Here is a 14561-nt window from a genome sequence, read left to right on the forward strand (position 1 = left end):
GGTGAAAAAATATTTATTGAATGCAGAGACGGTGGAGAAGAAGCTGCAGCGGCTGGCATTGGAACTGGTTGAGAACAACCTGGGGGCGGAAAGCCTGATTTTAGTGGGGATCGAGGAGAATGGTGTGGTGCTGGCTAAAAATATCCGGCAACGGATCCAGAAAAATAGCAGGATCCCTACGGAATTGCTGACCCTGAGGCTGAATAAGAAGAAACCGGAGGCGGTAACACTTAGCAGGGAGATGGACTTTACCGGTAAAGTGATCGTCCTGATTGATGATGTGACCAATAGCGGCCAAACCCTGCTTTATGCGCTAAAGCCGTTCCTGGATTACCATCCTGCCCGGATCCAGACATTGGTACTGGTGGAGCGGACCCATACATTATTTCCCATTACACCGGATTATAGAGGTATTTCCCTGGCCACCACGCTACAGGATCATATCTATGTGGAAGTGGATGGAGATAAGGTTACAGGAGCGTATCTTGCTTAGTTTTAAATTCCGGGTTCAGTTCAACGTCTGAAGTTTAAGTTCGTTTCGTATTCGGAGATCTATCGCCTATTCACCATTGTCTATTGCCCCAAGCCCCGCCTGGCTTCAAATTCCAGGCGCCTGCTCAGGAAAACACTTTTTCCAGGAATTTTTTCATCTCCTCCCAGGAAGCTTTGTCGGCGGCTTCATCATATTTGATGTCCATCTTGAATTTTTCGCCGGTGGCGGTTGCTCCCGGGTTTGTAAAAGCGTGTTTGGCGTTCGGATACCCTATGAACTGCATATTGGCATTGGCCGCCTCCATTTCCTTTTTAAACTCATTAACAGTGCTTACAGGAACAAAAGAATCAGCATCGCCATTCAAAACCAGGATGGAGGGTATGATGCTCCCCTTTCGGGCTGTGATGCCGTTATTCTCCAGTCCGCCATGAAAACTTACAACACCCTTCAGGTTTTCGCCAAGACGCGCCATATTCAATACCATTGAACCTCCGAAGCAATACCCGATGGCTGCAATTTTTGAGGTGTCTGCCTGCGGGTAGGATTTTGCGATGGCCAGCGCATTATCAAAACGCTCCTGTGCCAGCTGTGGGTTTTTATAATATTTCATGGCCTCGCTGCCGGCATCTTTAGGGTTATCCAGTATCTTGCCATTGCCATACATATCTACAACCAGTGCAAAATAGCCCAGTTCCGCAATTTGTTTAGCACGCTCCTTTATATAGTCGGTAACTCCCCACCATTCGGGGATGATCAGTACAATAGGTTTTCTGCCCGCATTGGCGCTGTCATAAGCCATTATACTGGTAAAAGTCTTGATCCCGTCTTCATATTCAACCGGCTCCGTTTTTACATGCGGAAGCTCCCGTACAACTACCCCGCTGGTTGTAGCAACGCTGTCGGCGTCTGTGCCCGCAGGAGGTGTTTTATCTGTTCCGTCATTACAGGATATCAGGAACAGGAACATACATGCGGAAAAAAAATAGGAGATCTGTTTTACGATCATAGTAGAAGGTTTGTCTGAATATACGAATAAGATTTTAAATGTAGTACCGGATGCAAATTTATTCTAAAAGCCACAATTTTCCTTTAATAAAATTGTATCTTGCCAGTGAATTTATTCTGGTGGGATCCTGTGTTTTCAGGAGGTACAATTGGTAAGATGAAAAAAATTGTTGTAGCGATAGACGGGTGGTCCAGTTGTGGAAAAAGTACTCTGGCAAAACAGATGGCCAAGGAGTTGGGGTATATCTATGTAGATAGTGGGGCGATGTACCGGGCCATTACCCTTTATTTTCTGCGGAATCATGTAGACTGGAATGAAAAGAAAGCAGTTAAGAAGGCTTTAAAAGACATTGAACTGGATTTCCGGCTGAACGAACAGAATGAAAATGTGGAGATCTACCTTAACGACGAAAATGTGGAGTACCTCGTCCGTGACCTTATTGTTGCCGAAAAAGTGAGCGAAGTGGCAGCTATAAGATCCGTCAGGGAATTTGCCGTGGCGCAGCAACAAAAGCTGGGGAAGAAGAAAGGCATTGTTATGGATGGAAGGGATATCGGAACGGTGGTTTTCCCCAAAGCCGAACTGAAAATATTTATGACCGCGGACAACGCGGTGCGTGTTGAAAGAAGATTCAGGGAACTGGTGGAAAAGAATCCCAATATAACGATTGAAGAAGTGGCTGAGAATATACAGATGCGTGATTACATCGACTCCAACCGGGAAGTAAGCCCGTTACGTCGGGCTGAAGATGCCGTTGTAATTGATAATACGAAGCTGACCCAGGAAGAACAGCTGAAAAAAGCCTTAAAGCTTGCAAAAAATATAACGGGATAACGAATCGCCCTGGCCCTTCAGTCCACCGGCGATATTGTGGTTTTCCGAATCTTTTAAACGATGATTACATGAGTACACGCCGGAATTTCCTTCAGACAATGGGGCTATCAGCCCTGGGTGTTTATGCATTCAATGGGTTGAATGCCCGGTCTGTTTTAACAGCAGCACCGGTAGCCGGGGGGCCGGTACTGCGGGTGGCCTTAATGGGATTGGGGGGATATGCCAGCCGTGTTGCGGAATCTATGCAACAATCCAGGCGCGCAAAAATCACAGGTCTTATCAGTGGTACACCCGAAAAACTGAAAAGCTGGGGCGAAAAATACGGAGTACCGGAAAACAGCCGGTATAATTATGAAAGTTTTGATGCCGTCAAAAATAACCCGGATATAGATGCGGTCTATGTCATTACCCCCAATGCATTGCATCATGATCAGGTGATCCGTTGTGCAGCAGCGGGGAAACATGTGATCTGCGAAAAACCGATGGGACTGAATGCAAAAGAAGGGCGGGAAATGGTGGCTGCCTGTAAAAAGGCGGGGAAGCAATTGCTGGTGGGCTACCGGATGCATTTTGAACCACTTACACTGGAAATACACCGGATGCGTATGGCAGGAGAGCTAGGGGCGGTTAAGTTTTTTCAGGGACTGTCCGGTTTCCGGATCGGTGATCCCACGCAGTGGAGGCTTAATAAAGCACTTGCGGGAGGAGGGGCTCTTATGGATATTGGCATTTATGCGTTAAATGGCTGCCGGTATATGGTAGGGGAAGAGCCGGTATGGGTAACGGCACAGGAGACGAAGACCGACCGGGTAAAATTTAAAGAAGGCGTAGATGAAACAATTACGTTTCAGCTGGGATTCCCCGGCGGGGTAACCGCTTCCTGCCTTTCTTCTTATAATATGAATAACCTTGACCGCTTTTTCCTGAACGGTGAGAAAGGGTTTGCTGAGCTGCAGCCCGCATCCAGTTACGGACCTATTAAAGGACGTACCAACAAAGGCCCGCTGGAGCTGACAACTGACCGTCCGCAACAAGCGGTTCAGATGGATGAGATGGCTGCCATTATTCTTGATGGCAGGAAGCCGGTAATCCCTGTAGATGGAGAGGAAGGCCTCCGTGACCTGGTGATCATTGATGCGATCTACAAAGCTGTAAAAACCGGGGGAAAGGTCAAGCTGGTATGATCCAGCCTCTCGTTTTATCAGCCTTTCACCTTTAGCTGATTCCTGTTTTTTGATAGCTGAAGACCAAATTTATGCTGCTTATTTCCAAACTGCGCACTATTTTTATACAAAATTTAGCTTATGCCAATCAGAATGACGGATGATCCGAACAGCGGGGATAATGATTTTAATGATGACCGCGGTGGAGGTGGTTCTGGTCCGGGCGGCGGTGGAGGCGGACTGTTTGGACTCCTGCCCTTACTGCTGGGGCTGTTCAGGGGAAAGGGAATTATTGTATTGGTTGTAATTGCCGCCGCTGTTTATTTTTTGGGTGGACGTGGCGGTTGCGGTAATATCGGCGGCCTGAGTGATGCCGCACAACAGCTGTTTTCTCAAAGCGGGTACAGCTACAATCCCAATGAGTTTAATAAGGCCCATATTTATGAAGGTCTGGAGGAGAATAACGGGAAAAATCCGCTGCCGGAAGCTGTTTCCCTTCTGCGTTTTGCACCAAAGCGGGGCGACCAGGGGCAGCAGGGAAGTTGTGTGGCCTGGAGCAGTGCCTATGCGGCACAAACGATCCTGACGGCTGCGGCAACCGGGCAGGACCCCAATAATATTGCGTTCAGCCCCTCATACCTGTATAACCAGATCCGGTTGGGAGCCGATTGCCAGGGCTCGTATATACAACGGGCCATGGAGGCGATGAAAGCAAACGGTGGCGTTGCATTGCGCAACTATCCTTATGACGATCAGGATTGCAGCAGAACACCCGATGGTGCAGTGGTACAGGAAGGGCGCCAGCACACCATCCATGGTTTTACAAGACTTACACAGGGTGATAATTTAAACCAGATCAGTGTGCGGGCTATAAAAGAGCACCTGGCCAAGGATGCGCCGGTTGTGATCGGCATGATGGTGGGGCAGAGCTTTATGCAGGATATGATGGGGAAGGACCTGTGGCAGCCACAGGGAATGGATCAGGCCCAGGTGGGTATGGGGGGGCATGCTATGTGTGTGATCGGGTACGACGACCGCAAATACGGCGGTGCCTTTCAGATCATGAACAGCTGGACACCGCAATGGGGATCCAATGGTATCGCCTGGATACGCTATGGCGACTTTCAGAATTATGTACGGGAAGCCTATGGCATCGATCCGCTGCCCAAAAATGCCAATGTGGCGGCGATGCCGCTGGAATGCAATGTGGGGCTGGTGGATAACAGTACCAGGCAGTATATTAAATTAAAAGCAGCAGGCGCCAATACCTTCCAGACAGTGGCTCCCATAAAAGCAGGTACCCGTTTTAAGATGGAGGTAAAGAATACAACAGAATGTTATATCTATATTTTTGGACAGGAAACTGATGGTAGCAGTTATGTATTGTTTCCCTACCTGAAGCCGGGGCAAACCGTGTCCAAACATTCACCTTATTGCGGTATTACCGGATACCGGTTATTTCCGAAGTCGGAGTCCCTGGAAGCCGATAACCAGGGTACCCGGGACCAGATCGCAATTGTGGCCAGTAAAAAAGAGCTCGATTATGGAAGGCTGAACGGGGCCATAACGGCCAGCACACAATCTACCTATGCCGGCAAGGTAAATGAAGCGATGAGGAGCCTGCTTGCTCCCGGGGCCACTTATAACAGCACCTCCGATGGCCGGATCTATTTAAAGGCTACTGCAAACCCCGGTCAGGCTGCCGTTACAATTGTGTCATTTGATAAAGTGCCCTGATCCTGTTGTACAACAAGGTAAAAACATATAGGGCATATCTGCATGGATATAGGCGGAAGCCTTAATTGACGCGGGTTTGGCGGTATGAAAATTACAATAATGGTAATTAAGTAGTAGTTACTACTATTTTACTACCTGTATTTTTGAAAATATTGACCTAAATTTGCCACCAGTCAAAAGGTCGAAGATGACGCAACCAGGTATACCGGTTCATTATCTAAGGCTTTATATAAGATGACTATAGCCCTCAATACTGCGTAGCTACCCCGATAGAAAGATGCATAAAAGCAGAAGACGCATTTTGAATAATTCTTAATGCGGGACTTCCGGGTAGATCCATAGTTTTTTTGGTTGATCTGCGCAGAGGAGCGGGTGGTTTGTTTCGATAAAATACGGCAATGACCAGTTGCTCCAAACGACCGTCTTTAACTGCCCTTTAATAGCAGGACGTTTCGGAAACTGAATGGTTAAGGCCCTCCCGATGCTTTGTGTTTTCGATATTACGAAGCGCAAACCGGTTATGATATAGATAAATAAAATGCAACCAAAATATATGCGTGAACTTACAATTTGCCGCAGGGATGCGGCGTTCAGGAATGGTCCTGTCGCTTTCAGTAAATTTTCTTTTTGATCCTTTTGCTGTTTGTCTGAAATGATAATGCTGCATTTGTATAATACTGTTTAATATGAGAAGGATAAAAGTAGCCGTTTTAGCAGACGAGGAACTGTCCGGTAATGCACTTGTTGCTTTGTTAAACAGGGAGGCTGAGATAGAGCTGGTAAGTACGTTTAAGGATGGAGAGTCGGCACTTTCCGGGATAGATAAGCAGCCGGTTGATGTACTGCTTTTTGATATTCATTTGCCGGGTATTTCGGGTGTGGAAGTAGTGGGGTTGTTGAAGGGGCGCTATTCAAAAATGGAATGTATCGCGCTGACAAACGATGATGCGGATACTGCCATTTTCAGTGCGTTGAATGCCGGTGCATCCGGATACCTTCTTAAGGATACGGATACTGCCGCAGTGGCTGAAGCTGTGAAGGACGTATATAACGGGGGATTTCCTATGAATAGCATGGTTGCAAGAAAAGTTATTGATCGGCTCTTCGCCGCTCCCGCACCCGGGCTGCAGTCCGAGAAACTTTCATTGCGGGAGAATGAGGTACTGCTGCAGCTGTCGAAGGGGCACCGGTACAAGGAAATCGCAGCCCACTTTTTTATCAGCGTTGAAACGGTACGCACCCATATCCGGAATATATATGAAAAGCTGCAGGTGAACTCAAGGTCTGAAGCGATCAAAAAGGTAAAGGATAGTATGAACCGGTATATTCAGAATACCTAAGCGACAAATGCATTGTGGACCACAGCATATAAAAGGTTGGATCGAGAATACTACTCTTTTACCATTTTACGATATTGAAGCAGGGTTTATATTTGCATTGTATTCGGATACATTATAAGAATACTGCTATGTAGCAAGAAATAAGCCCTCTTTGTTACAACAACATCCGGATACAGAAATTAGAATAAAGAGATATTGACTTTACCAGGTGAACAAAACGGAGTAGTTCGTCTATGTACATTTAATGTACGCTGGTAATTTTGCGCATTTGTATTTTTGAATAGCCCTCAAAAACCAACGCAATTTTTTGCCAGGATTTTATGATGTGGGGAATGGTATGCAGGAGCGCTGTGCCGCAACGGCTTTCGTATGCCTGCACCTTCCCTACTGCCTGTAACGGGCCTTAAACAGGTGCGCTCAAAGTGTGCCGGGGAGCTTTGTGGCCATTACGATACTGGCTGTAATGTTTTTTGTTTGGCCGTCTGACTGTAGGTAAAGATCAAATGATCGGAAGGTATATATGTTTTCATTAACTGTTTAAGAAATACTGGCAAAATGATACATTTAGATTTACCATTTGTAAAGCGGATCACAAAGTCTATGATCATCTTAGATGTGACCGTACTGGCAATTTACCTGTTAGTAAAAATGATGTCAATCAATATTGGCCTTCAGGTAATACTGTCTACACTGTTGCTTCAGGGGATCACCTGGTGTGGGGTTACTGATTATTTTAATTGTTATAGCAACCTTTTTTTCAAGGAATCGACCGTTGTGTTTTCCGATACGCTAAAGGTGTTTGTGTATTATTCTATCTGCTCCTGTTGTGTTTATCTGTGCACACTTTTTAATGTATTATTTCCCCGCGAAATTGTATTGTTTATTTTTAATTATCTCCTGTTCTTTATCAGCTATATTCTTCTAAGCCGGTTATGCTTTTTTTCTGTACGCAAGTATTGCAGGGAAAAAGGAGGGATTGTTCAGAACGTCGTATTTATCGGGGGCTCTGATTCCCTGCAGGAGGTGATGCGGCAGATGAATGAAGAACGTTACCTGGGCTATCATTGCGTAGGATACTATCATACACATGAGCTGGAAAGTCTACCGCTTACTTACCTGGGAAGCTACCGGCAGCTCGACGTAGTGGGCAATATGCATGCCCAGTCAGAAGCTGTGATCAGTTTGTCGGCGCTGGGTGTGGATGAGGTAAAACGCTTTTGTGAACGGGCTGAAAATTTTATGATCCGGACCCGCTTTTTACCGGAGTTTTTGAGTGTTGGGAAATCTGTAGTGATGCGTAATATCGGAAGCTTCCCGGTGTTGAGCGTCCGGAACGAACCGCTGGAGAAAGAGGGCAGCTCCCTGGTAAAAGATGTCTTCGATTTTGCTTTTTCCTTCCTGGTTTGTGTATTTGTTTTATCGTGGCTGATCCCCATTGTAGCCCTGTTGATCAAACTGGAGTCCCGCGGCCCTGTATTCTTTGTGCAGGATCGTTCGGGGAGGGGAGGCTCCGTGTTCAAATGCTTTAAGTTTCGGACCATGCGGGTGAACGCTGCTGCAGATAGTGTGCAGGCAACCCGGGGAGACGCCCGGATCACCAGGATCGGTGCATTCTTACGTAAAACCAGTCTGGATGAACTTCCACAGTTTATCAATGTGCTAAAAGGGGATATGTCTATTGTTGGACCAAGACCCCATATGCTTTCGCATACAAAAAAATTTACCGAGGTGATCAGCACCTTTATGGTCCGTCACTATATTAAACCGGGCATTACCGGGCTGGCACAGGTGAGCGGGTTCAGAGGGGAAACCAATGAACTGTGGCAGCTGGAAAAACGGGTGGAGCATGATATTACGTATGTAGAAAACTGGAACTTCCTGCTGGATCTCAAGATCATATTTTTAACGGTCTGGAACATGATGCGGGGAGAAAAGAACGCGTATTAGCAGTACTAAAAATTATTCTATAAACATTTTTTAAAGACGAGTAACAAATGAAACGACTGTCGATTTTATCTTTTTTCATTTTGGGCGTTATAGTGGCACAGGCGCAAAAAGAAAGTGGGGCCGGAGCCGGCAATGAATTGCGGTTCTCCGCGGGCATTCATGCCGGCACGCAGGGTTTTGGTATGAATGCAGGTTACCAGGTGCACCGCCGCTGGATCATTGGTTTGGCTGCCAGTCATGCCCCTTATGGGTATACAACTACGCGTACTTTAGGTAAGAATGAATATAATATTAAAATGAAAGAGAAACTGAGTAACATCCAGGCTATTGCGGGCTGGAGCCCTTTTGGGGGAGTCCATTCAGGCGGTTTATGGAGCCGGTTGTATCTCGATGCAGGAGTGGCGGCTTTCTATAATATGGAAGCCAATGCTACAGCCACTCCTAAAAACGACTATCAGTACGGAGATCTGATCATAAAAAAGGAAGATCTCGGGAAAGTGGACGCCCACGTACAATGGAAAAAGATAGCTCCGTATGCGGGACTTGCATTGCATGGATTGGGTTTGGGGAATCGGTTTGTATTTAACGCCAACCTGGGAACCTACTATTTGTCGAAGCCTGAAGTGCACATAACGGCTGATAACCTTTTGTCGGAGAATACTTCCCAGGAAGGTACGGCTCAGAAGAATCTGGAAAATTACAGATGGCTGCCGGTAGTGCAGGCAGGTGTGGCATATAAATTTTAAAGAATACAAAAAAGCAAATAATGAAAGAGAATCGTATTGGGTTTATATTACTGGTATTTCTGGCTGTGGCTGGTATGATTGTGGCCTGCACCAATCCCTTTAAAGACCTGGAGATTTCGGTGAGCAGTAATGTTTTCAAAAACGTGGTGAACCTGGAGGTGAACAGCAGTGCGGGGACATCACTGGATAATGCAACGGTTGTTGTTTCGGGGCCGGATGCCGGGAAAATTTATAATGCAGAGGGAAAAAAAATATTTAAGATTACCGGTGGTTTCCTGTTTTTAGCGGTGGATCCTAATATTATTGTTAGCGAACAGGCGCCTTTGAACATTAGCGTGGCCATTACGGCGGCAAACCATCTGGGCGCACAGATACCTGTTAAGATAACCGGCAGTGAAAAAATTGCTATGCGGAAGGTGGTATTGTTGAATACGACTGCAACGTCGTCTGAGATGGCGGTGAAAAATACATCGGTAGCACTGGCCGCTAACGGAACGCCTGCATCTGATATTACGGTCAATATTCCGCCACCCGCGGGATCTGCAGAGTCCGCCACGATCCTTATTCCGGCAGGAACGCAGTTCCGGGATGCCAACAACAATGTGGTTTCCGGAACGGATCTGAAAGTGAGCCTGGTAGTTCCTAAAACCGGTTCGGAAAGTCTGGCCGAGATATTCCCGGGCGGAACCGGTTTAACGCAACCGGCGATCCAAATGGCCAATGGTACCACTTCCGGCACACTTCTTCCGGGGGGTATGTCAGAAGTGAGTTTTACATTAAACGGTACTGCTATAACAAACTTTTCTAAACCGGTTGATCTGGGTATCAGTCTTGACCCTGACTTTGTTCACCCCGGGACAGGGCAAAAAGTAAAGGGCGGTGACAAGCTGAGTGTATTTAGTTTTTCCAGTAATAATCCCATTTGGAAACACGAGCAGGATGCTACGGTACAATCTTCCGGTGGCAAGCTTACTGTAAATTTTTCCAGCACCCATGCTACCTGGTTCATGGCGGGAGGTGTTGTTGAATCATGTGATAATAGTCTGAAAATAAAATTAACCGCGGACTGGCTGAAGAATGGAGTTACGCACCCGGTAACTGTAAAGGTATATTCAAAGGCCAATGATGCTGCCGATAAATTACTGATGCAAAAGAATGTAACAGCAACTGACGGATCAGAGTTGAGCTTTGATGATCTGCCCAAGGCGGCCGTTATTATAAAAACCTTTGATGCGGATGGTAACGGGCTTTCGGAAACTGTAGTCGCCGACCCCTGTAATGCTACTTTGCAAACGATCAGTTTAGCGGCTTCGCCTGTTGCCGGCAATCCTAAAACCACGATGCAGTTGTATGTTCGTTGTCCTAACCAGGCGCAGCGCGTGAATATATTGCCGACATTCTATCTGTATTATAAAATACATGGACAAGCGGGATATAAATTATTAGGCATTGTAACAAACGGGTATATTTCTACCACTTTGCTGGATCCTGGAAAGAAATATGATTTCAGAGCAGTGTGGGGGTCTACGGTTAAAGATGTAAATGATGTTGCGGTGAAAGTAGATAATACGGCAACCGTGGGAGATAATGCGGCCGGGGGAGAAATACTAGGGACCAGGGCCGGTGCTACCAACCTGGAGTTGTTAAAAGAAAAATGTAAAGAAGCCGGTTTATGAGTCTACGGAACGGAGAAGATAACAACTTATAAAATAAACAGCACAAGGGAGATGATTGCTTCAGGCAACATCTCCCTGATTTATTTCGGAAGCCGGAAAGAATGTTGGTAGTGTTGTTTGAAGTTATTACTTTTGGTGCGTCAAACAAACTAATGCCCTCCAAACACTGCTTTGTTTTCGATTTTAGCATGTGTTATTTTATTGAATAGCTTCCGCGAAGAAGCTGCATAAAGAAATGATCTGAAACCACGGTAAGCCGATCAGATTGGTTGCCGGGTGTCTTCAGGTCCGGTAATACCGGATTTTGCAGCTGAATGCGCGACGGCAATATTGACTGTATTTATGTATAAGATCAGAAGCACAAACGCGCTGCTGCTTGGGATATTCATCCTCGGGCTTACTGCCTGCAGTACGTATCAAAAGGTTCCCTATTTCAGGAATATTCCTGCGGATAGTTCGGTTTATGCCCGGGGAAGCATGATTCCTACGGTGGATTACCAGGCCCTTAAGATCAAACCGGATGACCTGTTGGGGATTACGGTCAGCACACTGGATAACAGCACTGCAATATTGTCGGACGCCGGTGTAAGGCCCCAGGGGGCGCCGGGGGGGGCTATAGCGTCGCAGCCAGGTAATGGTTTCCTGGTAAGCGCGGCCGGTACGGTGGAACTGCCGCTTCTCGGCTCATTGCAGGTAGCCGGGTATACTACAGAGCAGGTAAAAGAATGGATCCGGACGAAGGCCGCAAAGTATTATAAAGATCCGGTGGTTAGTGTCCGGCTGATGAACTTTAAAGTTACGGTACTGGGTGAAGTGGCCCGGCCCGGAAGCTATTTTATAAATGGGGAGAAGGCTACGTTACTGGATGCCCTTGGCCTTGCAGGGGATCTTACCATTTATGGCAATCGTCAGAACGTACTGTTGCTGCGTGATTCCGGCGGAAAGCAAAAATCGGTACGCTTTAATCTGAACGATGGGCAGGCGCTTACATCGCCTTATTTATACCTGCAGCAGAATGATGTGGTATATATAGAGCCCGGTAAGGCAAAGGCCGCAGCGAACAATGCAGGACGCACGCAGACCATCGCGATTGTAGGTTCGATCGTATCGGTACTGATTGTTGCATTAACCAGGTTCCGGTAACATTTGTACGGGGTGGGTACGGTGTAGAAAATTTATTTCAGGATTATTAATGATGTATGCAGAAAGATATTCATTGGGACGATGAATTTGAGCCGGAAACGCGTCAGCGTGACAATAAGGCTTTATTGCGTTTTATTGGCCGTGTGCGGGCTAACTGGTATTGGTTTGTGTTATGCGGGCTCATAGGCTTTTCAGGGGCTTTTGTTTATCTGCGTTACACCCTGCCTAATTATAAAATCCATGCCAAGCTGCTGGTATCCGATGATAAAAAAGGAAGCAGCCTTTTGCAAAATACGGCCCTCAGCGAACTCTCCGGGCTTATGGGAGCAAAAAGCTCGGTAGATAATGAAGTGGAGGTACTAAAAACCGGGGACCTGATGCGGGAAATGGTACTGGCGGAGAAGGCCTATATTTCATATTTTAAAACGGGCGCTGTACATAGGGTACCGGTTGTACAGATGCCTTATTCTATTACTATCGGAACGGCTCCCGACTCTATTCAAAAGACCAGTTCCTTCGATATTATTCCTGTTGAAAATGGACGGGTGAGTCTTCAGAATGCAGATACAGCGTTCTATATTGGATGGGGAGAAACATTTTTTTTGCCCGGAACAGGGATGATGAAAGTGAGCAGGAACCCGGGAAAACAATATGGTCCGGAGCACTATGGATTTACAATTTCACCGGTACGTAAAGCAGTAGGGGATCTGAAGGAAGCGCTCACTGCGGAAGTGACGAATAAACAGGTTTCAACTATTGATCTTACGTTGCAACACAGTCTTCCCAAAAGAGGTGAGCAGTTATTGCGGACGCTTATTGATAAGTATGTGGAGCGCAATCTGAATGATAAAAATGTAATTGCTGATTCTACGCTGGCCTTTATCAGTACCCGCCTGGAAAAAGTAACCGAAGAACTTGCCGAAGTTGAGGATCGCATTTCCGGGTATAAAAAGGAAACGAAACTGGCGGATATATCCCAGCAAAGCAGGATCCTGCTGGAGGGGGCTGCCGACTTTACCAAAGGATTGGCCCTGTCTGATGGTCAGCTGGCAGCGGTGGATATTGTTTCAGATTATTTAAAGGATAAGAACCGTCCCCGCGTGGTGCCTTCCGCTTTAATCCCTCAGGATGCAACGTTTAGCAGTATTACTGCCCGGTATAATGAGCTTATCCTGCAGCGGGAGCGGCTGCTGCTGTCCAATACCGAGGACAATCCATTGGTAAAAAACATCGACGGGCAAATTGCGGGACTACGGCAGGATATGATCAGTAACCTGTCCAATACCCGCAAGCAGCTGGAACAGGCACGCCGGAGCCAGCAGCAACTGGCCAGCAGGTTTAATGGCCAGCTGAACGAAGTACCTGTAATAGAAAGAGGCTTTATTGATCTGGCACGTTTGCAGCAGATCAAACAGGCTCAGTATATTTTCCTTCAGGAAAAATGGGAAGAAACTGCAATTGGCCGAACGGCCAATGTAGCAAATTCAAAAGTGATCGATTCTCCAAAAGCGGAAGAGCGTCCTTTTGCGCCCAGGCGGAAGATGATTTATGCCTTTGGACTTTTATTGGGATTGTTGTTCCCTGTTGCCGTATTTTATCTGAGAGATCTGCTGAATGTAAAAGTTCGCGGAACGGAGGAAGTGCAGGCTGTTACAGGACTGCCCATACTGGGGGCTATTTCGCATTCCAGGGGGAGCGAACAGGTAGTAGTGGTTCCGGGGTCCCGTTCTGCGATCTCCGAGCAATTTCGCGCGATACGCACCAACCTGGAATTCTCGCTGAATGGGGGAAAGACCATCCTGTTTACATCTTCGATGTCTGGCGAGGGCAAGTCCTTTGTAGCCTTGAATATGGCCATGAGCCTTGCACTATTGGATAAAAGGGTTTTGCTAATGGAGCTGGATTTACGCAAGCCCAGTATTATTCCCAAATTGGGTTTGGTGCAACATAAAGGCTTTTCCAACTATGTTGTACGCCCGGAATTAAAGATGGCAGATATTATTGTTCCCTCCGGGGTACACGAAAAGATCGATGTACTGCCCGCGGGAGCAGTTCCGCCCAACCCTGCGGAGTTGCTTGTGCATTCCAGGGCATCGGCACTGATCACGGAGGCAAAGCAGCACTATGACTATGTGTTGATCGATACGCCACCGGTAGGCATGGTGACCGACGCACAATTGTTGGCGCGTTATGCGGATGTTTGCCTGTTTATTGTACGCCAGGGATATACCTACAAGGACCAGTTGCAGATTCCTGGAAACCTGGCAAGACAGCAGAAGATGAAATCGATACAGATTCTGATCAATGATATGAAATCCGGAAAAGGTTATTATGGAGGCTATGGTTATGGTTATGGCTATGGCTACGGATATGGCTATGGCAATTATACGGAGGAAGTTAAAACCGGCCGGCGTATATGGCGGTTCAGGAAAAGAAAAAACAATTGAATGTGATCCACAGCTGGCGAAACTGATCA

11 protein-coding genes are annotated in these 14561 nt (G+C 46.8%); 10 read left to right on the forward strand and 1 reads right to left on the reverse strand.

Translation table 11 applies throughout. The annotated features are described in order from the left end of the window. Position 1: 1 nt before the first annotated feature. The gene (locus tag BLS44_RS05280) at positions 2 to 493 is read left to right on the forward strand and encodes a phosphoribosyltransferase family protein (protein WP_090388986.1); all 492 of its coding nucleotides are present in this window, start codon (positions 2 to 4) and stop codon (positions 491 to 493) included. Positions 494 to 617: 124 nt separating this feature from the next. Here BLS44_RS05280 and BLS44_RS05285 read toward each other — a convergent pair whose 3' ends face one another. Next, entirely contained in the window at positions 618 to 1499 is an 882-nt protein-coding gene (locus tag BLS44_RS05285) for a dienelactone hydrolase family protein (RefSeq protein WP_090388987.1), read from the reverse strand. Positions 1500 to 1655: 156 nt separating this feature from the next. On the opposite strand from BLS44_RS05285, the gene cmk reads away from it, so the two are divergent. From cmk to BLS44_RS05335, 9 genes are all read left to right on the forward strand, one after another. Beyond that, positions 1656 to 2333 carry a (d)CMP kinase gene (cmk, locus tag BLS44_RS05290; protein WP_090388988.1) on the forward strand — a complete coding sequence of 226 codons (678 nt, stop codon included), beginning with the start codon at positions 1656 to 1658 and terminating at the stop codon, positions 2331 to 2333. Between the two features lie 68 nt (positions 2334 to 2401). Then, complete coding sequence (locus BLS44_RS05295; RefSeq protein WP_090388989.1) at positions 2402 to 3517, forward strand: Gfo/Idh/MocA family protein; 1116 nt, start codon at positions 2402 to 2404, stop codon at positions 3515 to 3517. Positions 3518 to 3637: 120 nt separating this feature from the next. Beyond that, positions 3638 to 5233 (forward strand): C1 family peptidase, encoded by a 1596-nt coding sequence (locus BLS44_RS05300; RefSeq protein WP_245729108.1) that lies wholly within the window; start codon positions 3638 to 3640, stop codon positions 5231 to 5233. Positions 5234 to 5919: 686 nt separating this feature from the next. Beyond that, positions 5920 to 6573 carry a response regulator transcription factor gene (locus BLS44_RS05310; RefSeq protein WP_090388992.1) on the forward strand — a complete coding sequence of 218 codons (654 nt, stop codon included), beginning with the start codon at positions 5920 to 5922 and terminating at the stop codon, positions 6571 to 6573. A 555-nt stretch (positions 6574 to 7128) separates the two neighbouring features. Further along, positions 7129 to 8520 carry an exopolysaccharide biosynthesis polyprenyl glycosylphosphotransferase gene (locus BLS44_RS05315; protein WP_090388993.1) on the forward strand — a complete coding sequence of 464 codons (1392 nt, stop codon included), beginning with the start codon at positions 7129 to 7131 and terminating at the stop codon, positions 8518 to 8520. Positions 8521 to 8567: 47 nt separating this feature from the next. Continuing rightward, positions 8568 to 9266 (forward strand): hypothetical protein, encoded by a 699-nt coding sequence (locus BLS44_RS05320; RefSeq protein WP_090388994.1) that lies wholly within the window; start codon positions 8568 to 8570, stop codon positions 9264 to 9266. A 20-nt stretch (positions 9267 to 9286) separates the two neighbouring features. After that, positions 9287 to 10942, forward strand: a complete 1656-nt coding sequence (locus BLS44_RS05325; protein WP_090388995.1) for a hypothetical protein — start codon at positions 9287 to 9289, stop codon at positions 10940 to 10942. Between the two features lie 342 nt (positions 10943 to 11284). After that, entirely contained in the window at positions 11285 to 12085 is an 801-nt protein-coding gene (locus tag BLS44_RS05330) for a polysaccharide biosynthesis/export family protein (protein WP_090388996.1), read from the forward strand. Positions 12086 to 12141: 56 nt separating this feature from the next. Further along, on the forward strand, positions 12142 to 14532 hold the full coding sequence (locus tag BLS44_RS05335) for a GumC family protein (protein WP_090388997.1): 2391 nt from the start codon (positions 12142 to 12144) through the stop codon (positions 14530 to 14532). The last annotated feature ends 29 nt before the right edge of the window (positions 14533 to 14561 follow it).

This window comes from Niabella drilacis (assembly GCF_900101395.1).
Classification (GTDB): Bacteria; Bacteroidota; Bacteroidia; order Chitinophagales; family Chitinophagaceae; genus Niabella; species Niabella drilacis.